The following is a 22,855-nucleotide window of genomic DNA, read 5'->3' as shown; positions in this document are numbered from 1 at the left end:
AAAACACTACTATGTGTTAATTAGTAGTGTTTTCTTCTTTTTCCATCTCTTCACCCAAATCTTCTTGAGCTTTATTTAACTTTTTTATTCTTACAATTTTAATTCGGGTTTCTTCTATATAGAGGATTTTAAATTCGTAATCTTTGTAAACTACCGCTTTTTCGAAGCCTTCGTCTGGGACAAATCCTAGCCTATCTATCATAAAGCCTGCAACCGTATCGTATTGGTCGTTTTCTTCGTCAATATCAAGACCCAAAATATCATTTAAATCTTTTATTGAGGTTGAACCCTTTACTATATATGATCCCTTGGTTGAGGTTCTAATGTCTGGAAGGTCCTTGTCAAATGTATCATCCATATCTCCAACAATTTCTTCTACCAGATCTTCCATGGTAACAATTCCCGAAAATCCACCATATTCATCTATCAAAATTGCCATATGAATATGGTCTTTTTGCATTTGAGAAAATAATTTGTCGGTTTCTATTTTTTCTGGAACAAAAAATGCTGGTTTTATTAATTTTCTAATATCAACACTTGCAATTCCAACATCAATTGCCTCCAAAAGATAGTCTTTTGTATAGATAATTCCCAAGATATTATCAACTTCCTCGTCGTAGACTGGAATTCTTGAATGTTTTAATTTAATAAATTCATCCAAATATTTTCTTTCCCTATCTTTTATATCAATCATAAATACTTCAGGCCTTGCGGTCATTATCTCTTCTGCCCAAACGTCATCAAATTCCATAATTGATCTAATCATTTTCGATTCCAAAGGCCTTAAAACTCCTTGGTCTTCTCCAACTTGGACTATGGATTTAATTTGTTCTGCCGTAACTTCTTTTTCAATAGCCTTAGACTCAATTCCAAAAATATTCATAATAAGATTGGTAACTTTATTTACAAAACTTACAAAAGGCTTGGTAAAAAATAATATAATTTTTGCAAAACCTGTAGTTTTTTTGGAAATCGTGTAGGGATTTTTAATTCCTATTCTTTGAGGAATCATATTTGCAAAAACCCTCTTGATTACAACAAAAACTACAACCATAAAAATCATTATAAGCATTTGCATAAAATCGGATTCTCTGTTTAGAAATTTTTCCAAAGAATCATTTATATTTAATAAAAGAAAGGCAATTGTGATTATTGATAAAACTGCATCTTGGAAATTTTGACTTTGCATAAGCCTTTGTTGGTCTTGCGATAAAAGCAAAACTTCCTTTGCCTTCCTATCCCCATTTTCCACCATATCTCTTAATTTTTGATGATTTAGGGAAGTAAGGGATGAAAATATCATATTTATTAAGGCATTCAATAAAATCAGCGCCAAAACTATTAAAAAAATTGTCAAATTCGCGTAGGGTCCTTCCGTATCCATTCGTTTCTCCTTTAAAATTTATGTATTAAAAGGACGCTTAACACGTCCCTTTTATCCTTATTACTAAACTATGAAAATTTCTCTTTTCAAGACTTAGGCTTCTTCGGAAATAATATCCTTAACCTTCATTAATCTTGAGATTGTTGCTCTTTCGTTTTCTTCTAGTTTAGCTCTAATATATTTGATTGTTTCTTCCAAATCTGGAATCGTCCTATATTCTAGGGCGTTTACCCTTCTTCTTGTTCCTTCAATTTCATCTGCCATAAGTTGAGTTGATTTTTCAAGTTCTGCCAAGGTTAAAAGTTTATCCATAACCTTGTTTAATCCTTTTATGGCAAGGTCCAAATCAGCTGATGTTTGGGCAAGGCCATAAGGATACATGGAGGCATTTTCATTTCCTCCCTTGTCAATTTTAAATTCCATTTGAGGAATTCTTACACTCATGACATTTTTTACTTTTATATCTACCCCAATTTTTTGTGTAGGAAAACTTACTGCTTCTTCCAAAAATTCTGGGCTCATAAAAGATGATGCCATCAAAAATCCCTTTGATGAATCTTTCAAATCAGCTTCAACTTCTTCACGAAGTCTTTTGTTTTCTCTGATTTTTTCAAGAAATTGTCTCATCAGCTCATCTTGTTTGTCTTTTAAAAGTTTGTAGCCTCTTTTGGATGTGGCAAGTCTTTTCTTTAGGGTATTTAAATTCATCCTGGTTGGAGTTACATTAAGCCTTGTCATAGCCTAAGACTCCTTTTTGTTTTCGTCTTTATCCAAATATTTATCGATTAATTCGTCATCGATTCTCTTTAGTTCAGATTTTGGTATTATTTTTAATAATTCCCAACCAAGATTTAGGGTATCTTCTATGGATCTATTTGTGTAGAATCCTTGATTTATATATTTTTCTTCAAATTGTTTTGCAAATTCTGCAAAAGCAAGGTCAGCTTTTGAAAGAGCAGAATCTCCAAGGATTTTTTGAAGCTCTCTTGCGTCAACTCCGGATGCATAAGCTGCATAAATTTGGTTCATGGTATCCGCGTGGTCTTCTCTTGTTTTTCCTTCTCCAATTCCCTTATCTTTAAGCCTTGATAGGGATGGAAGAATTGAAACTGGTGGGTTTACTCCTTGGTTATAAAGCTCATTTGATAAAATAATTTGTCCTTCTGTGATATAGCCTGTCAAATCTGGGATTGGGTGGGTTATATCATTTTCTGGCATGGTTAAAATTGGAATTTGGGTAATTGTACCTGGTTTTCCTTTTAATTTTCCAGCTCTTTCATAAAGGGTTGCAAGGTCTGTATAAAGATATCCTGGGTAACCACGACGGCCTGGAACTTCTTTTCTTGCTGCTGAAACTTCACGAAGAGCTTCTGCGTAGTTTGTCATATCTGTCATGATAACCAAAACCTGCATATTCTTTTCAAATGCCAAATATTCTGCTGCTGTTAGCGCCATTTTTGGTGTTGATAAACGCTCGATTGCAGGGTCATCTGCAAGGTTTATAAACATTACTGACCTATCCAAAGCTCCTGTTTTTTCAAAGTCTTGTCTAAAGAATTGAGCTTCTTCAAATGTAATTCCTATAGCTGCAAAAACAACGGCGAAGTCTTCGCTATCGTTTAATACTTTTGCTTGTCTTGCAATTTGGGCTGCAAATTTATTGTGTGGAAGTCCTGATCCTGAAAATATTGGAAGTTTTTGTCCACGAACAAGGGTATTTAATCCGTCGATTGTTGATACACCTGTTTGGATAAATTCTGATGGATAATCACGGCTTACAGGATTTATTGCAACTCCGTTTACATCTCTTTTTTCTTCAGGAATAATTGATGGGCCATCATCGATTGGTCTTCCTAGTCCATCAAAAGTTCTTCCTATCATATCTTCGCTTACGCCAAGTTCTAGTGGTCTACCTAAAAATCTTACTGATGTTGATTTTAAGTTAATTCCAGAAGATCCTTCAAAAAGTTGAACAACAGCATTGTTTTCATCAATTTCTATTACTCTTCCTCTTCTTCTTTCTCCTGTTTGAAGTTCTATATCAACTAGCTCTTCATAATCAACTCCACTAACATCTTCGACAAGCATTAGGGGTCCAACTACTTCTGATACGCTTTTATATTCTTTTAGCATTATTCATCCCCCTTTGCTACAGCTTCTTTGCATTCTTTGTCGATTTGTTCTTTAACTTGGTCGAATTCTTCCAAGTTTTCATCTTTTATAAGTTTTAATCTTGTGATTTTTTCTTTTACTTCAAGCTCTTCAAGTCTATCAAGATTTGCTCCATCAGCTAAAGCTTCTAGACTTTTGTCGTAAAAATATAGGATTGTATCAAGCATTAAATCTTGTTTTTCCATTGGGCAGAAGGCATCTGTTTCATGGAAGGCGTTTTGTTGCAAGAAATCTTCTCTTAGTGATTTTGTTACATCAAGTTTTAATTTATCATCATCACTTAGGCCATCACGACCGATTAGTCTTACAATTTCTTGTAGGGATGATTCTTGTTGAAGTAAACTCATTGCTCTCATTCTGTTTTTTGAGAATTTTTCATCAACAGTTTTATCTATATATGAATCCATCTTATCTTGATATAGTGAGTATGAATTTAGCCAGTTTATAGCTGGGAAGTGTCTTTGGTAAGACAAATCATAATCAAGTCCCCAGAATACTTTTACTATACGAAGTGTTGCTTGGGTAACAGGTTCAGATAAGTCTCCACCTGGAGGAGAAACTGCTCCTATTACTGAAAGTGATCCTTCTTTTTCTACTTGTCCATTTACTATAACTTTTCCACTTCTTTCGTAGAAATCTGCTATACGGCTTGCAAGATAAGCAGGGAATCCTTCGTCTCCTGGCATCTCTTCCAAACGTCCACTCATCTCACGAAGGGCCTCTGCCCATCTTGATGTAGAATCTGCCATCAAAGCTACAGAATATCCCATATCTCTGTAATATTCTGCCATGGTAATTCCTGTATAAACACTTGCCTCTCTGGCTGCTACTGGCATGTTTGAAGTGTTTGCTATAAGTACAGTTCTTTTCATGATTGATTCGCCAGTTTTTGGATCGATTAGTTCTGGAAACTCGTCAAGTACGTCAGTCATCTCGTTTCCACGTTCTCCACAACCTACATAAATTACAACGTCAGCGTCGGCATATTTTGCAATTTGGTGTTGGATAACTGTTTTTCCTGATCCAAATGGTCCTGGAATTGATGCAGCTCCTCCCTTTGCAACTGGGAAAAATGTATCAATAACTCTTTGTCCTGTTATAAGTGGTGTGTCTGGGTCAAGTTTTCTGTTAAATGGTCTTGGAGATCTTACTGGCCATTTTTGAATCATATTTAAATTCTTATCGCCATTTTCGGTTTCAATTACAGCAACTGTATCTTCTACTGTATATTCTCCATCCTTTATTTCTTTAACTTTTCCTTTAATTCCGTTTGGAACCATAATTTTATGGTTAATTACTGAAGTTTCATCAACTGTACCTAGGATATCTCCTGGAACCACTTCATCTCCAACTTCTTTTTCTGCTTTAAATTCCCATAATTTTTCTCTATTTAGTGGTGGGGCTGTAACTCCTCTTTTTAGAAATTCTCCTGCCAATAATTCAAGTTTTTCAAGTGGTCTTTGGATTCCGTCATACATTCTTTCAAGTAGTCCTGGTCCAAGTTCAACTGATAGTGGAGCACCTGTTGAAACTACTTCATCTCCAGGTCCAATTCCAGTTGTTTCTTCGTAAACTTGAATATTTGCAACATCCCCTCTCATCTCTATAATTTCTCCGATGAGCTTATCTTTTGAAACTTCGACCACATCATAGATATTAGCATCAGATAATCCCTTTGCTTCTACAAGTGGACCTGATACTCTTGTGATTTTACCTTTATTCAAATTTGGTCTCCTTCTAGTTCAAAATGTTAGCTCCAACAGCTTTTTCTACACTCTTATTTATATCTGCCATTCCAAGTCCAAGATCTTCCTTGTTGGATGGTATAAGTATAATTGCTGGAGTCATTTCTTCTCTGTATTTGTCTATAGTATCTTGGATTTTTGCTGCAAAATCTTCTGTAATAAATATTATGCCAAAATTTTCTTGGGCAAGTTTTTTTACAAGTTTTTTTGCATCTTCTCCATCTACTGCTGTATATACATCAACTCCCAACGCTTTAAACATTAGGACTGAATCTTTATCTCCTATTACGGCTACCCTATACATATAGATCACGCAACCTTTCTTCCATAAATTCACGAGAAAGTGAATTTAATTTGGCTGTTAGGATAATTCTTAAATTTTTAATTTCCATTTCACGACTTATAAGATATCCCATAATAACCTCTGGACCATAGCTTACTTTTTTGCTCTCTTTTGCAAAGTCCATCAAGTGGTTATCAATTATTTTTTCGATTTTTTGCATAGCCTTATACAAATCATTTTCTTCCAAAGCATCTTTTACTTTTGGGTAAATTTTTTCTTTGAAAAATAGGTTTGTGTATGATGATTTTTCTGCATTTAATGAATCTCTAAAGAGATTTTTTTCAATGTTTCCACCATCTATTAGGGCTTTTTCCAATAAATCGACACTTTGGTCTTGACCTTTTATTCTTAAAAGTGCTTTTAAGTTTGTAAGGTCAATTCTTTCTTTGGTGAAATTTATCAAACTTTCATAATCTAGGTTTTTTGCATCTTCTAGAAGTTTTTCATAAAAATCTTTGTCCAAAGATAGGTCTATATCTTGAGGATCTTTGTTTTCCTCGTAAAGGTCTAGGGCTTTTTTGGCATAGGATAAGTACTTATTATCATCAAGTAAATCTTCTTTTAGATTTCTTTTTAATTTTACAAGGTCAATATTTCCTATGTCAATATAGATTGATTTGTAATCTTCGTCTTGAATTAGCTCTTTTAATAAAACTTTTAAATTATGGAAATTATATTTTTCTTCCAAGTATTTTACCAAATTTTCATCTGGACTTATTTTTATCATATCCTTGTATGACTGTAAAAGAACTTGGGATAGAACTTTTTCGTAGTCTTCTGGTCTATCTAATTTTTGTAAATATTCTCCATATTTTGTGTCATTTAAACTTGATATAGCTTCTTCAAGATTGTCTGTATCTATTAGCCTTTTTAAATTTTCTGAAGTAAGGAGATTTTTTTCGTATACTCTTGTAGTAATTGATGGGCGGATAAATTTTTCTCTATCCATCTAAATCACCTCACTTAAATATTTCATCAACTATTATTTTTTCTAAAGAATCTTTTTCAAAATTTACCAAAGATTTAAAGGTATTGTCGTAAATAATTTTTCCGTTCTTTACTACAAATCCTCCATCTACGCTCTCATTTGATATTTTTAGTCCACCAAAATCTTCTTCTTTGAAATGAAATTTCATGTCTTTTTGTAAAAGAATTTCGCCTTTTTCTATTCCTGAATCTTTTAGTCTATTTAGGACAAAAGTTTTGTAGGAATTTGGTCCTAGTTTTTCTAATTTTTTAATTAGTTTTTCTAAAACTTCTTCTACAACTTGGTTTTTTGCTCCGATTTTTATATCTCTCGCCTGTCTATTTGCAGTTACTTTTGAATTTTCTTTTATTCTTTTCGCTTCTTTTTGGGCATTTTCTATTATTTGTGAGACTTGTCTTTGGGCTTTTTCTTCTGATTCTTTTATTATTTCTTCTTTTCTTTTTTGACCATTAGATAGGATATGATCGGCTTCTTTTTGCCCATCTTTTCTTATTCCATCTAATAATAAATCAAGATTGTTCATAATAAAGCCTTATATATTGTTTACTAGAAGTAGGGAAATTACAAATCCTAAGATTGCATATAACTCAACCATTACTGCGTAAACTATACCTTGTACGAAATTATCTTCGTTTTTTGCAAGTATATTCATACCTGATACTGCTACTTTTGCTTGGGCTACTGCTGAGAAATATCCAACTACTCCAATTGGAAGTGCTGCAAATATATAATAAAGTCCTTCTTGGAAGTTAAGGCCTCCACCTAATTTTCCTAAAATCATAAATCCGATTACAAAGCCGTAAAGTCCTTGTGTACCTGGTAAAAGTTGTAGTACAAGTGCTTTACCAAATTTTTGTGGTTCTTCTACAGTTAAACCTGCAGCTGCTTCTCCTGTCATTCCTGTTCCTTTTGCAGATCCCATTCCTGATAGGAATACTGCTATAGCAACAGCTACTGCTCCCATTATGTTTCCACCGTTTTCAACTAAAAAATCAACCATTGTATCCTCCTGTGATTATATTTATAAATTTACTGTTTTCTATCATTTGTCTAAATTTCTTTCCGCCACCTTCATAGAACTTGTTAAACATTTCTACATAAACAAGCCTTAGGGAGTGAACGTATGCTGATAAGGTTGATAGGAATAGGTTAAATAATTGGAAAATTACAAAAACTATGATAGCTCCTATCTTGCCTAAAATTCCTGCAGGCCATAACATTCCTACAATCAAGTTTACTGAATAAGCAACAAATCCTCCTGAAAGAACAAGGGCCATAAGTCTTAAAAATGATACGAAATCTCCAATCCAAGAACTCATTCCGTATAGAGAATATAAACCTCCTGCGGCCTTTCCTCCAATTGATTTGTTTTCACGTCCTCCTGTAAGGACTATGCCTATCATACCTATTATCATTATTATTTTGGCTATATTTTTACCTGAACCATCAAGTAAGTAAAGGGCTATTGCTCCTCCTACTGCCATATACCATAAGACAGCATCAAACAAGGCTCCGAGTGGATCTCCATCTCGAATTAGCATATATCCTTTTACACCAAGAGCTGTAAATAATGATATTCCACCGATTATAAGTGAGATAACCATTAGGGTGTTGAAATCTTTTTGTGTATCAATTAGTCCTGGAAGAGGAATTATTCCTCCAAAAAATGAACCAAATATTAATCCAAATACACATCCTGAAAGTCCAACTCTTGTAAAAAGTCTTACCATTTTGTCAGTTGACTCTGGTAAATCTTTGTATTTTCTAAGTAAAATTGTTCCGATAAAGAGTATTAATCCATAACCCAAATCTCCAAGCATAAATCCTGTAAATATTGTATAGAAAATTGAAACCAAAAGGGTTGGATCAACTTCGTTATATTTTGGTAGAGAGTAGGTTTCTACGACTGATTCGTAAGGTTCTATAAGCTTGTTATTATCAAGAATTATTGGAACATTCGGATCATCTTTATCTGCAATTTTTATATCAAGTACAAAATTTTCTCCCAAAACTTCCTTCAAGTCTTTTCTAAACTTATCGTTTAGCTTGTGTGGAATGTAGCCTTCTATAAGATCTACTCTTTTTGTTTTTAGGAAATATTCACTACTTGCTTCTTTTTTTCTTAAATTTTCTAGATAAGTTTGGTAAAGGTAGAAGTCTGGGAGGTACTTTTTCATCTCCTTTATTTCTTCTTCACTTTTTTCTAACTTTTCTTCTAAATTTTCTATCTCTTCTAGGTTTAAAGCTATTTTTTCACTAACTTTCTTTTTGGTCTTGATATTGGCTTTTGAAAAGCCGTGATCTCTCAAAAATTCTTTAAAATCTTTTGCTTCATCAAGATTTGATAAGGCTATTACATAATTTAGGCTTTCCTTTTTGGATATATCCAAAACCATAGCAGTTTTAAAATCTTTTTTCACCAAATCTTGGTCAAAATCTTTGTAAAACTGATCTGCGATTGAGCCTATTTCTACGTAAAATCTGTGAGCGTCTTCAATGGATTTTATGTCTAAATCCACATCTTTGAAAACTTTAAGTTCTTCGTTTGAAGCCTTTAAATTTTTGATTTTTTCTTGACTTTTATCCCTTATATCTAAGTACTCTTTTAGTTTTGGATAAATTTCGTCAAACTTGAAATTTTCACCTTCTTTGTAGAGAAGATCAAGGCTCATGTCCTTTCTTTGTATTGAAGATAATTCTTCCTTATCCAAATATTTCTCTATAGAATTAATTGCATATTCAAGTTTTGACCTTTCTTCGTCAATTCTTGTAAGATTTTCTTGGTTAGATACCTTTTTTAGGTAATCTTCTTTTTCATCGACCGCAAGATCGTTAAAATGAACATAGTTAAACTTTTGTAAAATATCTAGAAGGTTTGATCTATTATTTTCAAAAGAGAAAAGATTAAACTTATCCATTTTAACTATTGCCATTATTTACAATCCTTTCTGTTAAAAGATCTAAAAGCCCATCAATTTTTCCCCCATCTTGGTTTAAAATATCCTTGCTTTCTTCTTTTGCCTTGTCAATAAGTGGAATCTTTTCCTCGCTTGCTTCTTCCTTTGCTTTTTCGATTAAATCATTAGCATCTTTTTTTGCCTTTTCGATTTTTTCTTTGTAAGAATTGCTAGCCTCGATTTTTGAAGATTCAATTATTTCCTTGGCTTTTATTTTGGCATCGTCTACAAGTTTGTCAGCAGCAATTTCTGCATCTTTAACTTGGTTAATTACATCGCTTGCCATCCTTCACCTCCTACTATATACAGTATTATTATAGCATATTGACCATATAAATATATATTACCCAATTTGAATAATATTTATAGGAATTTTAAAATATTAGAATTTCTTTTTCAAAGATTTTCTCTTTTATTGACTTTATTTTTAAAGTACTCCTACAATCTTTGTATTTTATTTTAGAATCTTCTTACTATTTTTATGTTCTATTTTAAAATTTTCCTACTATTTTTGTATTCTATTTTAAAATTTTATTATAATTATGTATTCTGTTGACAAAAATTTCTCATTTTATATAATAGAATTGATAATAGTTATCGTTATCTGAAAGGAAATTTTTATGTTTAATTTATCAAATAAAATTTTTAATAAAACAAAAATAAAAGACAAGTTTTCTACTTATCCCTATTTATTCTTACATATTTTCTAACAGCTCTTAATCATATTTTTGTAAGAAATTTTTTCTTATCTAAAATTTTTTCTATTTTTTTGGGGATTATTTCTTTATATTATTTAAGTAAAGCTTACATAATCCCCAAAAAATCTCATTTTATATTACAAGCCATTCTTTTTATATTTATAGGCCTTTCTTTTTTGTCCTTATTTTTGGTCTAATTTTTGATCGAGTTTATGAATTGAGTCGATATATCTTATTGTTCCTGATGGAAGTCTCAATAATAGTGATTGGGTTTCTGCCATATTGTTTTTAGTATAGGATACGCCTTTTAAAAATGTGCCATCAGTTATTCCTGTTGCTGCAAATAAAACGTCCTCTCCTTTTACCAAATCGTCTATTGTATAAACTTTGTCAAAATCTACTCCCATTTTTAGGCATCTTTTAACTTGTTTAGAGTCTGATGGGGCAAATACTCCTTGGAAATCTCCTCCCAAACATTTTAGGGCTGCAGCCGCTATTACTCCTTCTGGAGCTCCGCCTATTCCCATTATAAGGTCAATTTTTCCACCTGATAATTCTGTGGCTATGGCTGTTAAAACATCGCCGTCTTCTACCATGGAAATTCTTGCTCCAGCTTCTCTTATTTCCTCAACCAATTTTTCGTGTCTTGGTCTGTGCAAAACAGAAACTGTTATATCTGAAACTTTTTTGTTTAAAGCCTTTGCTACATTTTCTATATTTTCTTTTGTAGATTTATTTATGTCTATAACGCCCTTTGCTTTACTGCCTGTGGCAATTTTATTCATATATACATCTGGAGCATTTAATAGGCATCCTTCTGGTGCTACTGCAATAACTGAAATCGAATTGCTTGTTCCGTTTGCAAGAGATGCTGTTCCGTCGATTGGGTCAACGGCTATATCTACAACGTCATCTTGGCTCATATCTCCAATTTCTTCACCTATGTATAACATAGGAGCTTCGTCGATTTCGCCTTCCCCTATTACAACTCTTCCGTTTATGCCCAAATAATTAAACATAGCCCTCATTTGGTCTACTGCGATATTATCAGAATCGTTTTTCTTTCCCTTGCCCAAGTATTTTGCGCTTGCAAGGGCTGCTGCTTCGGTTACTCTACATAAGTTGATACCTAAGTCTCTATTCATTTTTTCTCCTTTAGATTTCTTCTTAAAGTTTGTCGGAAATAAACCATTTCCTATATTTAATGATACCAAGAAGTGAAATTTTTTTAAAGACTTTTTTATATTTTTTAAAGCCTATAAAAAAATTAATTAATTTAATTTTTAAGAATTTATGATATAATCAATGAATAAAAGAAATTTGGAGTATTTATGAAAAAAATTTTGATATTTCTATTTATATTAATTTTTTCTTCTTGTGGAAAAAACGAAAATATAAATAAATCTAATGATAGCAATTTAAAAAATCAAAGCATTTCTTCTGAATCATCATCAAATGAAAAGAAAGAAAAGAAAAGATTAGAATATAAGCACGATAATATTGAAGGATATAAAAGAGATAATTCTATATTTATTGATAGGATGCTGGGAGATTATCCAGATAATCTTTCTAGCGACTCTGATGAGCCTTACAATGCTGATGAACTTAAAAATCTAGATTATAACAAAAATATTTACTTATCAGCCCTTAATATAAGAATTCCTGATAGGTGCAAGCTTTATTCAAAAGATGGCCAATATGTTGTTGATTTTCCAAAATCTGATTTTTACGACTTATCTATTAATATAAAAAAATTATTTAAAGATGGAGAAAAATCCGAAGTTGAAATAAAGACCGACCTTTATAAATTTTCTGACAAGGAAACTTATAATTCAGGTATTGAAAATGCCAATGTAGTCCAAAAACCAATTGTTCTTGAAAGTGAGGACAAAAAATCTACTTATTCAATAATTGAAAACAATAAATTTTCCTATACCAATATTTTTATGGCGACACCTACAAATGTTTTAAAATTTCAAATTGTAGAAGACAAGGAAAAATCTCAATTTTCTCCTTATATAATGGCAGATTTATTGTCAACTACCTATCCTGAAAGTGAAGATTTTAACATGGTGGCAAAATCTTTCAAGTCTTTTGATAAAAAAATCGACCTTTATGCAACAGAAAAAATTGATATGGATGGTTTTTCCTTCAATATTCCAGAAAATATGAAGAAAATCCAAGATAGCGAGTCCTTGACTGTTTTTGAAAACCAATTTTCCGGAAAAACCATAAATCAAATTTTGATTTCAAAAATAAAAAAAGACGACGATATGGACCTCAAAAAATCTTTCAACCAAAGCCAAGGCACTCAAATCCCACCAGCTTTTATATCTCCAATGGGAATTGTTAAGGAAGAAATGGTCAACGATAAGTTATTTATGAAATCGAAGGTGAGAATCTACACTGAACAATTCTCCCTAGAAGGTGAAAAAATAGCCTTTGAAACTGATGATTATTTTGTAAATATGATTCTTACTGGTCCATTAAAAAATACTAATAAAACACAAATTTTGAATGAAAATATTGTTAATTCTTTGAAATTTGAATAATAGTTTGAAAAAACAAATATAAATCTAAAGACAGTGAGTTTTCTTCCTGTCTTTTTTTATTTGAAATCAATATATTAATAAGATTTATTTATAATTTCTCCTTCAGAAGTAATTAAATAAAATGATAACCCATCTCGAGCTTGTCGAGAGATCTCTCGTGTTTATTTTAATTAAAACACAAATATAATCATTGAGATTTCCTATTTTTTCCTAATTTAAAACAAATTCATCCTTTTAATTTTTAATTCTCAAAAATTTTATAATTTTTTTGATAAACTTTCTCAATTTCTGGTAAAATGTTAGGGGGTTTTTATGAAAAAAAATAACTTTATTTCTAAGACAAAGAAAAATCTATTGGTATTTTTTATAATTTTACTAATTTGGCAAATAATCTATAAAATCGGGATTTTTTCGCCTATTTATTTGCCTGGACCTGTCAAAGTTTTTGAAACTTTTTGTGATATGGTTTTTGATGGGACAATTTTTACCAATCTTTTGGCAAGTTTATATAGGGTTTTTATCGGTTATTTTCTGGCGCTTATTGTGGGATTTTTCTTGGCACTTTTCTTTTATTTGAAACCAAAAACCTACCCATATTTTTCCAATCTTTTGGATTTTTTGAAAAATATTCCACCCCTTGGCCTTATTCCTCTTTTGATTTTATGGCTTGGGATTGGGGAAGTTAGTAAAATCACCATAGTTTTTATGGCATCATTTTTCCCAATATTTTTAAATATCCAAAAAGGATTTATGGTGACAGATTCAGATTTGATTGAAATGGCACGCTCTTTTTCCTACAAGGACGGGGAAATTTTTAGAAAAATCATCCTTCCTTCAAGCCTTGTGGATATTTTTGTCGGTGCAAGAATTGGACTTGGCTATGCTTATAGGTCAATTATTGCTGCGGAAATGCTTGCAGCATCGAAGGGACTTGGTTATTTGATTAATTTTTCAAGGCTAATGTCAAGGACTGACAAGGTTCTTGTGGGAATTTTTATGATTGGTTTTATAGGAATGATTTCTGATAAAATTTTCGTAAAATTTGCAAGCTTATTTTTGAAGGGAGATCTTAAAAATGAATGGTATAAGTCTAATTGATCTTTGTAAAACTTATAAAATTGAAGATAAAGAAATTAAGGCACTTGATAAAATAAACTTGAAATTAGATCCTCAAAAAAGAAATGTACTTATAGGCCCTTCGGGGTGTGGAAAATCCACCCTGCTCAAAGCTCTTGGTGGACTTTTGGAAATAGATTCTGGGAAAATTTTAAATAATGGCATTAAAACTTCCCTTGTTTTTCAAAATCCAAGACTTTTGCCCTGGTTAAACCTTGAAGAAAATATAATGTTTTCAAATCCAAATCAAGAACTTTGCCAAAAACGGATAAAAATAATGGGCCTTGAGGGTTTTGAAAAAGCCTACCCTTCCCAGCTTTCTGGTGGGATGAAGGCGAGAGTTTCCCTTGCCCGTGCTCTTATTTTCCCAAATAATTTCATGCTTTTGGATGAACCCTTTGCATCTTTAGATGAAATAAGCAAGGAAAGACTAGAAATGGAGTTACTTTCATATATGAAAATTAAAAATTCCGGATTTTTATTTGTAAGCCACGACCTAGAAGAAGCCCTCAATTTGGGCCAAAAGCTTATAATAATGAAAAAAGGAAAAATAGTCTCCGATTTCAACCTTGAAGATGAAAAAATCTCCAAGGAAATTTTAAGAGATAAATTTAAAAAAATAATAGGAGAAGGAAATGAAAAATAAATTATTAAAAATTTTATCAATTTTTTCCCTAGTTTTTGCAATCACAGCTTGCTCAAACAAGGAAAATAAAGAAAATTCAAACGATATGTCAAATGCTATGTCAAACGAAGCTTCCCAAAGTGAAGAAAAATTATCTGTCGATGAACTAAACATAACTTATGTAACATCACCCTTAAATGTTCCATCAATAATTGAAAAAAATAAGGAAATTTTCAAAAAACACCTACCAGGTGTAAAAATTAATTACAAGGAAATCACAAGTGGCGCAGATCAAACAGCGGCCCTTGCAAGCGGAGACGTTGATATTCTTTATGCTTTGGGAGGATCTTCTGCAATTCTTGCCAAGGCAAACGGTCAAGACATCAAAGTTTTAAATATGTATTCAAGAGCTCCAAAGGCATTCTCACTTTTTTCTAAAGATGATTCAATCAAAAATCCTAAAGATTTAAAAGGTAAAAAAATCGGAGGACCTGCAGGAACCAACCTCCACCAAGAACTTTTGGCATACTTAGAAAAAGAAAAAATGAGCGAAAAAGACGTAGAATTTTCAAATATGCAAATCCCAGACGCAGCAGCTGCCCTAGATTCAGGAAATTTGGACGTGGCACTTTTGGGAGGACCTGCAGCTTATAAAGCAAAAGAAGCAGGTTTGTATGAAATTACAAACGGTGAAGATTTGATAGATGCAATAATTTGTGTAGCAAGTTCAGAAAAATTTGCCAAAGACCATCCTGATGTAATCAAGGCCCTTGACGATGCTCAAGCTGAAATCTCAGAATTTATGGAAGATAACAAAGACCAAACAAAAGAAATAGTAAAAAAAGAACTAGATCTTGACGATAAGGCCTACGATTATATGTTCCCAATGTATGATTTTTCAACAAAAATCACAGATAAAGACAAAGAAGGATTCGAAAGAACTAAGAAATTTATGTTAGATAATAAAATGATAGAAAAAGATTTTGATATTAATCTTTTATTTGAATAAAATTTTAAGACTTACAAACCATCTCGAAAATAACGAGGTGGTTTTTTTATAAAAAATTAAATATATAATTTAAAATAAGGATAGATTTGCTCAACTTTATACGAATATATAGGTAAAGGAGGAAATAATGGATGATAAAAATTTAATAAAAGGAATTAAAAACAAAGATGAAAAATATTTGATTGAATTCATTAACCTTTATGGGCCTATATTAAAAGGAGTTATTGTAAAAACTATAGGAAATAGGAGAAATATTTTAGACGAAATTTTAAATGATGCTCTCCTTGGAATTTGGGATAATATAAATTCTTATGATCCTACTAGGTCATCTTTTAAAAATTGGTGTGCAGGAGTTGCCAAATACAAGGCAATTGATGCAATTAGAAAAGAAGCAAAACACGACTGCCTTGACCTTGATGATGTTTCCGGTTTTATTTATGATAAAAATTTGGAAAATTTTGATGAAAGTGAAAAAATTCTTGAAATGTTGTCAAAAAAAGACAGGGAGATTTTTAAAAAATTATTTATAGAAGGATATTCCTACGATGATTTAGAAAAAATCACAAAAATTCCAAAAGACAGGCTCTACAACAAAGTAAGCCGTGCCAAAAAAACTTTAAGGAGCAAATTATGAAAAATATCTATGACAAAATAAATGATATGGATTTTGAAATTGAAAAAATCGAATTAAACGACTTTGAAAAAGAAAAATTAATAAAAACTGCAAAATCCTACAAAAAAAATAAAAAATCAAAAAAATTTTTACCAATAGCAGCTGCATTAATCCTAGTAGCTGGACTTAATATTCCAATTGTAAAAGCCGAAGTTTCAAAATTTACAACAGACATAAAAGTAACAATGATGGAAGCCTTTGGTGCAAGTCCTGATTCCTACAAATATATTGCAGAAATTAATAAACCAGTAACAGTTGGAGAAGATTCATTTGTAATCGGAAATATAGCCTTTGAAGATAATAAAATCTTTATAAACACCCTAAGAAATGGAGAAAATTTTAAAGAAAATACAAAAAACAATTCACATTTGTATAAGGTGGTAGTTGATGGGAAAACTTATAAAGCTATTGGCTCATCAGGAAGCGAAGGTTTGTTAGAAGATAAAAAAACATCATCAGAAAATCTTATGATAAATTTTGACAAATCTTTTCCAAAAAAAGATAAGGCGAGCGTAGATTTATATTTTGCAGACACAAATAAAAGCCAAATAATTTCAATAGAATCTCCAATGAATACAATAAACGAAGACAACAAAATTTTCGCTGAAAATTTAAAAATAAAAGGAACAAACGCCACAATCTCATTAATGAAAATAAATCCAATGACCCTTACAGCAACAATAAAAAATCTTGATCAAGCCTATGTTTATGAATTAAAAGGAGTTGACGAAAAAGGAAATGAAATTTCTCTAGATGAAAGAATCGCAGATGAAAATTCAACAACTTTTATTTTCAACAATTATTTCTCAGACTTAAGCCTAGATGAAATAAAAGATGGAAGAAAATTTAATTTTACCCTAAGCCGTTCAAAAATGAATGAAAATTCTGGCAAAGAAAGTGATGGAAACTTTGAAAAATTTGCAGAATTTTCATTAAGTGCCAAATAAAATAAGGACAAAAAAATCCTCAAATGAAATTAAATTCATTTTGAGGATTTTTTATTTTTATTTTGCCAATGATTTTTGCATTTTTATATTTCTTTTTCTTAATCTTAGGATTATATAAGCCAAATATATAAGCGTATATATAACCACTCCTACCATATTTTCTTTCCAATTCGAAGAATATAACACCATAACGTGGACATATATTCCTATGAAAAATGGATATGCCATTTTTTGCAAATTTTTCCAACTTTTAGCTTTCATTTTGCGACGAACTGTCTTAAAAGAAGTTACAAAAAGAGGAATCAGCATCAACAATAAAAATATTGTTATTATTGATGCTATTAATTGTCTTTGAGGCATAGAGCTAGGATTTGTAAAAAGAATTGGGAAATAACGCAAACCAAATATTATATTGTGGCTAAAAACTAATAAGCTTGCCATTATAGACATTTCTCCACGAATTGCCATCAATTTTTTTGAAAAATCATTATGTTTTGTAATAGTTCCTAAAAACATTACTATCATAAATGAAGCTGTAGCAAATATCCCCCTTGAAAATATCTTCATAAAATATTCATTAAACCAAGTAGGGAAATTTCTATCAAAGCCCATATTATAATAATAAACTACAAATCCTGTCCAAGCATATATTCCTAGATAAAATATGACAGGATATTTTTTAATCAAATCCTTAGTTAAACTATAAAAAATTATAGTAAACAAAATTCCAGTAATTAAAGTCATCTTATTCTCCTTTCTATTTTCATAAGCTTATTGTTCCTTTTGTATAGGATTTTTACTTTCATCAATGATAATTTCCTCTTTATTTTTTTCTAAAGGGGGCAATTGAGAGTTTTTTGTGCTTTGAATTTTGAGAGAATCTTTTTCATTTTCAGTATTTTCTTTTTCAGTTTTTTCTAACTCTTTATTACCAGAATCTTTATTCGATTCATTTTTATCAGGATATTTTTTCTCATTTACAGAAGGTTTTAAAGACGGTTTTTCCTCTATTTTATTTTTAGAATTTTCCTTTTTCTTTATAGCCTTTTTGCTAGAAGGTTTATCTTGACTATTTTCTTTTTTAACAGCCTTTTTCACTATTACCATCACGTAAGCTTCGCCTACTTCTTTTGTTCCTTTGCTTTTGAATTGTAGGTACACTCTTTGTGGGACTTCGCTTACTTTGCTGTAGTCTGGTTTGTTTTTAAAGCTTACTTCTACTGAACCGTCTTTTGGTATGTTTGAAAATCTTTCTTTGTATTCTTCTAGACTTGGGGCTTTCCCTTCTACTATTATTGGTTTGCTTGAGCTTCTTTGTGGCGTGAATTTTTCGCCGTGATCTTTATCTTCGTCATCGGATATGCCATCTCTATCTTTGTCTCTGTACAACCAATATGTGATTTTTCTTACTAAGAGTTTGCCTTTTTTCTTTGCTTTGAATTTTAATGTTATTGTTTTAAATCCACTGCCGTCTTCTGGCCAACCTTCATTGCTTGGTTCTGGGATTCCTGTTATTGTTTTTCCATCAAAGATTAAGCCTTTTGGTAATCCATCTATTTCTTTTAATATTTCTGCGTCTTTATCTAAACTTGTTACTGTTGCTGGTCTTATTTCTTTGCCTTCTATCCACTGTTGACCGTTTGATTCCATTAGACTTGTGTCTATTACTTTTTGGTCTACTTCTATTTCTTCTTCTTGTGGTTTTGGCTTTTCTTCTTTTTCAACGGCTTTTTTCACTATTACCATTACGTAAGCTTCGCCTACTTCTTTTGTTCCTTTGCTTTTGAATTGTAGGTACACTCTTTGTGGGACTTCGCTTACTTTGCTGTAGTCTGGTTTGTTTTTAAAGCTTACTTCTACTGAACCGTCTTTTGGTATGTTTGAAAATCTTTCTTTGTATTCTTCTAGACTTGGGGCTTTCCCTTCTACTATTATTGGTTTGCTTGAGCTTCTTTGTGGCGTGAATTTTTCGCCGTGATCTTTATCTTCGTCATCGGATATGCCATCTCTATCTTTGTCTCTGTACAACCAATATGTGATTTTTCTTACTAAGAGTTTGCCTTTTTTCTTTGCTTTGAATTTTAATGTTATTGTTTTAAATCCACTGCCGTCTTCTGGCCAACCTTCATTGCTTGGTTCTGGGATTCCTGTTATTGTTTTTCCATCAAAGATTAAGCCTTTTGGTAATCCATCTATTTCTTTTAATATTTCTGCGTCTTTATCTAAACTTGTTACTGTTGCTGGTCTTATTTCTTTGCCTTCTATCCACTGTTGACCGTTTGATTCCATTAGACTTGTGTCTATTACTTTTTGGTCTACTTCTATTTCTTCTTCTTGTGGTTTTGGCTTTTCTTCTTTTTCTTTTTCTTCTACTAAATTTTTATCGGATTCTTCTCCTGATAATTGGAAGTTTACATATATTGTCTTTGGTGTATTTGGATTTTCTTCTTTGAGCAATGTATATTTTACTTGTCTATTTACTGGCAATTTATCGCCTGTGTACTCATAACGATTACCATTTTTTGATACTGCTCTAAGTTTTACTTTTTCAAATTCAAATGATGTTGGTGCATCGATAACTTGATGGTCGGAAATATTTCTTTTATCTACGTAATCCATTTCAACTTTATCGACTTTGTACCACTTATTTCCATCTGCGCTGTATTCTAATCCGATTATATAATCTTTACTATATTTTCCGATTAAAATTCTAAAGTCATCATAGGATAGTGATTTTTGGTGCATTACTTTTGCTTTTATAATTTTTTTGTTAGCATAATTTTTTAAGTCGCTTCCGTTTTCTATTGTTTTTCCATTTTCGTCTGTAATGCTAATTCCATTTTCTTTGAAATCTTTCCATTCTACTTCTTTTTGGCTTCCATCTTTTTTGATTAAGTTTACTTTCATTTCTGTAAAATCAACTCCATCGCCTTTGTTTACTTCTATGTTTTTATTTTTTGGAGCTGTTATTGTGATTTCTTTTACATCTGAATTTGTAATGTAATCATTTGATGATTTTTTTGTCGCCTCTCTTGCTGCTGATGATATTCCACTAGCACTAACTGTCGCACCTGTCACGCTATCAAATAATTCTTTTGACTTATATTTTTTGGACATATAAGCTTTTACTGTTCTTGAAATTAGTGTTAAATCTGATTCTGAATTATCATTTCTATATCCGTTAAGATTATTTGCATATTCTGCACCAAAAAGTTCTAATGCTTTTGCTTTTGGGTTACTACTTTTTCTTATTGTTTCAAAATACTCTCTGTATAATCCCATTTTTGCAAGATTTAGTCTTCCATCTTTTCCTTTTATAAAGGATAAAACTTTTTCTGCTTTTTGTCTAAATGGTCCCATATCATCGCCGTATTCTGAATTTTCTCCTACTCTTATTTCAGAAATTTCTCCATTTTCGACTTTTATATATGTTCTGATTTTTCTTGTATTAATATATCCAATGCCCCATCCTGTATATTCGCCGTCTTTTAATGGTTGATCGTTATAATATTTTTTAAGGGCATCATCTATTTTTTCTTCGCTTGGTTTTTCTGGTTTCTTATCTTCTTCTGGTTTTTGTTGGTCTGGCTTTTTGTCAGGTTTTGATGGACTATTTTCAATTCCAGCTTTTGATACAGCATTATTTATAGCATCTATTATTCCTTTGCTTGAGAATGTTGCTCCTGATACTGTATCCACATTTTTGCCAGGCTTACCAAGCATTTTTGAGATTACTCCTTTTGATTTGCTAAAATAAGGATCATCTTCTTTGTGTGAAAGGATTTCTACTTTTGTTATTGAACCTTTTGCTATGGTTACTTTTACTTTTATTGGACCATTAAAGCCTTCTGCTACTCCTTCGTAGACACCATCTTTGTATTGTTTGTAAATCTTATTATCTTTACTTGGTTTTTCTGGTTTTTTATTTGGTTTTTTTGCTTGACCTGTATTTGATGGTTTTTTATTTTTATTATCAACATTTTTGCTTCCACCTGCTTTTGATAGAGCATTTCTTACTGCATCAAGTATTCCTCTGCTTGAATATGTTGCACCAGAAACTGTATCAACACTTTTGTCAGCTTTTCCTAAAATTTTTGATATAACTGATCTTGCTCGACCAAAATATGGATTGTCATCGCTGTGTGAAAGTATTTCTACATTTGTTATTGAGCCTTTTGATATGGTTACTCTAACTCTTATTGGCCCATTAAATCCTTGACCTGAGCCTGTGTAAACTCCATCTTTAAGGTCTTTATTTCCAATTGCTACTGTCCCTTTAGCATTTGCTCTTTTATTATTGCTTGATGCTTTATTTACAGCTTGTACTTTTGCATTTTCCTTAGAGCCAGCTTTGTGAAGGGCATCAGCTACTGCCATTTTTATAGCATTTGATGATACTGTAGCTCCTGTTACTGAATCTACATTTACACTTCCACTACTTAAAATTTTATTTATTACAGCATAAGCTCTATTAAAATATTCTGGTGTTTCATTTTGTGAAACAACTTCTATTCCACTTATTTTTCCATTTTTTATGATTACTTTTACGGTTAAATTTCCACCATATCCATTTGCGCTACCAAAATACTCTCCATCTTTTAAACCTTCTACTGGTTTTTTATCTTCTTTTTTAGCTTTTTCTTTTATTTTTTCTTTCGAACCAGCTTTTTGGAGTGCTTTTAAAACAGCATCCTTTATAGCATTTGATGATATGGTTGCTCCTGTAACAGAATCTACATCTACTTTTCCTGTTCTTAAAATTTCTTTTATTATCGCTGAAGCCTTTTTAAAATATTCCTCAGTTTCATTATGGGATAAAATCTTGATGTCTGTTAATTTTCCATTTTTAACAGTTATTCTAACAGTCAACAAACCACCATAACCTTCAGAACTTGCTTCGTATTGACCATCTTTTAAATCTGTTGCAAGACGAGCACTATCGCTTACTATTTTGTCTTTTTTTTCAGCCGCAAGCTTATTTTTTTCTAAGACAAACATAGAAGATTTTATCATAGCCATAGACGCTAATCCTACAATAATAAAGGTCAATACTTTCTTTAAAAATGTATTTTTCATCTTTCCTCTTTACAAAATATATTTAGGTTATTAAAGGTAACCTAAACCTTTTTGATTTTCATTTACATAAAAATCTTAAAAATTATTGAGTTGTGGAGTATAAACTCCAAATTGCAAATAAATTAAATAATCTATTTTGCAAGGATGAATTTTTAGATATTTTTCAAAATGTTTAAATCAATTTTAATTTCTATCTAAAATATTCGGTTTATAAGTCTTGATATTGGTAAAAATAACTTTGCTTTTCTCATTTTTATAGTATTTTTAAAAATAACTAATTTTTATTTGATATTCTTAGTAAAGTTTTCCATAATATTTTTATCTAATCAAATATTTTGCCGAATAAATACAAATCTAAATCCTTATAAATTTTTATAATTAAAACCTTTATATGATTACTTTATTCGCTTTATAATCTAGCTATATTTTTTCAATATCAATTTTTATTTTTTCACTTTTCCCCCTTTCTAAAAATTTATAACTTCTTACAAGTTTTTTTATTTAAAAACCCATTAGTTCTAATAGTGATAATCACTATCTGTTCCATTATACAAAATTGTAGAAAAAAAC

General features: G+C 31.2%; 19 protein-coding genes. 6 read left to right on the top strand and 13 right to left on the bottom strand.

The window, feature by feature from the left end:
• Positions 1-16 precede the first annotated feature (16 nt).
• The 11 genes from L6653_RS06100 to glpX form a co-directional block, all read right to left on the bottom strand.
• Positions 17-1,384: a hemolysin family protein gene (locus tag L6653_RS06100; RefSeq protein ID WP_236785974.1), complete on the bottom strand. Its 1,368-nt coding sequence runs from the start codon at positions 1,382-1,384 to the stop codon at positions 17-19.
• 93 nt (positions 1,385-1,477) lie between these two features.
• Positions 1,478-2,122 (bottom strand): V-type ATP synthase subunit D, encoded by a 645-nt coding sequence (locus tag L6653_RS06095; RefSeq protein WP_236785973.1) that lies wholly within the window; start codon positions 2,120-2,122, stop codon positions 1,478-1,480.
• Between the two features lie 3 nt (positions 2,123-2,125).
• Entirely contained in the window at positions 2,126-3,517 is a 1,392-nt protein-coding gene (locus L6653_RS06090) for a V-type ATP synthase subunit B (protein WP_019118813.1), read from the bottom strand.
• Positions 3,517-5,280: a V-type ATP synthase subunit A gene (locus L6653_RS06085; protein WP_236785972.1), complete on the bottom strand. Its 1,764-nt coding sequence runs from the start codon at positions 5,278-5,280 to the stop codon at positions 3,517-3,519. Before L6653_RS06085 ends, L6653_RS06090 begins: the two co-directional genes overlap by 1 nt.
• A 13-nt stretch (positions 5,281-5,293) precedes the next feature.
• Positions 5,294-5,605 carry a V-type ATP synthase subunit F gene (locus L6653_RS06080; RefSeq protein WP_049690341.1) on the bottom strand — a complete coding sequence of 104 codons (312 nt, stop codon included), beginning with the start codon at positions 5,603-5,605 and terminating at the stop codon, positions 5,294-5,296.
• The gene (locus L6653_RS06075) at positions 5,598-6,593 is read right to left on the bottom strand and encodes a V-type ATP synthase subunit C (RefSeq protein WP_236785971.1); all 996 of its coding nucleotides are present in this window, start codon (positions 6,591-6,593) and stop codon (positions 5,598-5,600) included. Before L6653_RS06075 ends, L6653_RS06080 begins: the two co-directional genes overlap by 8 nt.
• A 10-nt stretch (positions 6,594-6,603) precedes the next feature.
• A complete protein-coding gene (locus tag L6653_RS06070) occupies positions 6,604-7,155 on the bottom strand; it encodes a V-type ATP synthase subunit E (RefSeq protein ID WP_236785970.1) in 552 nt (183 codons plus the stop codon).
• Positions 7,156-7,164: 9 nt separating this feature from the next.
• On the bottom strand, positions 7,165-7,632 hold the full coding sequence (locus L6653_RS06065) for a V-type ATP synthase subunit K (RefSeq protein WP_236785969.1): 468 nt from the start codon (positions 7,630-7,632) through the stop codon (positions 7,165-7,167).
• The gene (locus L6653_RS06060) at positions 7,625-9,565 is read right to left on the bottom strand and encodes a V-type ATP synthase subunit I (protein ID WP_236785968.1); all 1,941 of its coding nucleotides are present in this window, start codon (positions 9,563-9,565) and stop codon (positions 7,625-7,627) included. The genes L6653_RS06065 and L6653_RS06060 overlap by 8 nt, the downstream gene beginning before the upstream one ends.
• The gene (locus L6653_RS06055) at positions 9,552-9,875 is read right to left on the bottom strand and encodes a V-type ATP synthase subunit H (protein WP_236785967.1); all 324 of its coding nucleotides are present in this window, start codon (positions 9,873-9,875) and stop codon (positions 9,552-9,554) included. The genes L6653_RS06060 and L6653_RS06055 overlap by 14 nt, the downstream gene beginning before the upstream one ends.
• 594 nt (positions 9,876-10,469) lie before the next feature.
• Positions 10,470-11,432: a class II fructose-bisphosphatase gene (glpX, locus tag L6653_RS06050; RefSeq protein WP_236785966.1), complete on the bottom strand. Its 963-nt coding sequence runs from the start codon at positions 11,430-11,432 to the stop codon at positions 10,470-10,472.
• Positions 11,433-11,618: 186 nt separating this feature from the next.
• Here glpX and L6653_RS06045 point away from each other — a divergent pair, with 186 nt between their 5' ends.
• The 6 genes from L6653_RS06045 (at position 11,619) to L6653_RS06020 (ending at position 17,209) form a co-directional block, all read left to right on the top strand.
• Positions 11,619-12,839: a hypothetical protein gene (locus L6653_RS06045; RefSeq protein ID WP_236785965.1), complete on the top strand. Its 1,221-nt coding sequence runs from the start codon at positions 11,619-11,621 to the stop codon at positions 12,837-12,839.
• Positions 12,840-13,151: 312 nt separating this feature from the next.
• Entirely contained in the window at positions 13,152-13,937 is a 786-nt protein-coding gene (locus L6653_RS06040; RefSeq protein WP_236785964.1) for an ABC transporter permease, read from the top strand.
• A complete protein-coding gene (locus L6653_RS06035; RefSeq protein ID WP_236785963.1) occupies positions 13,915-14,601 on the top strand; it encodes an ABC transporter ATP-binding protein in 687 nt (228 codons plus the stop codon). The genes L6653_RS06040 and L6653_RS06035 overlap by 23 nt, the downstream gene beginning before the upstream one ends.
• Complete coding sequence (locus tag L6653_RS06030) at positions 14,591-15,589, top strand: ABC transporter substrate-binding protein (RefSeq protein WP_236785962.1); 999 nt, start codon at positions 14,591-14,593, stop codon at positions 15,587-15,589. Before L6653_RS06035 ends, L6653_RS06030 begins: the two co-directional genes overlap by 11 nt.
• Before the next feature lie 127 nt (positions 15,590-15,716).
• Positions 15,717-16,223, top strand: coding sequence for a sigma-70 family RNA polymerase sigma factor (locus L6653_RS06025; RefSeq protein WP_236785961.1), 507 nt, complete (start codon positions 15,717-15,719; stop codon positions 16,221-16,223).
• The gene (locus tag L6653_RS06020; protein WP_236785960.1) at positions 16,220-17,209 is read left to right on the top strand and encodes a hypothetical protein; all 990 of its coding nucleotides are present in this window, start codon (positions 16,220-16,222) and stop codon (positions 17,207-17,209) included. Before L6653_RS06025 ends, L6653_RS06020 begins: the two co-directional genes overlap by 4 nt.
• A 57-nt stretch (positions 17,210-17,266) precedes the next feature.
• Here the strand turns inward: L6653_RS06020 and L6653_RS06015 are convergent, their stop codons facing one another.
• Together L6653_RS06015 and L6653_RS06010 are read right to left on the bottom strand one after the other, a co-directional pair.
• Entirely contained in the window at positions 17,267-17,953 is a 687-nt protein-coding gene (locus tag L6653_RS06015; RefSeq protein ID WP_070605852.1) for a ferric reductase-like transmembrane domain-containing protein, read from the bottom strand.
• A gap of 27 nt (positions 17,954-17,980) precedes the next feature.
• Positions 17,981-22,285: an FMN-binding protein gene (locus tag L6653_RS06010; protein ID WP_236785959.1), complete on the bottom strand. Its 4,305-nt coding sequence runs from the start codon at positions 22,283-22,285 to the stop codon at positions 17,981-17,983.
• Positions 22,286-22,855 lie beyond the last annotated feature (570 nt).

Source organism: Anaerococcus ihuae (genome assembly GCF_928368155.1).
Lineage (GTDB): Bacteria > Bacillota > Clostridia > Tissierellales > Peptoniphilaceae > Anaerococcus > Anaerococcus ihuae.
The sequence above is the reverse complement of the archived record's forward strand: the minus strand, read 5'-3'. Positions and strand labels throughout refer to the sequence as shown.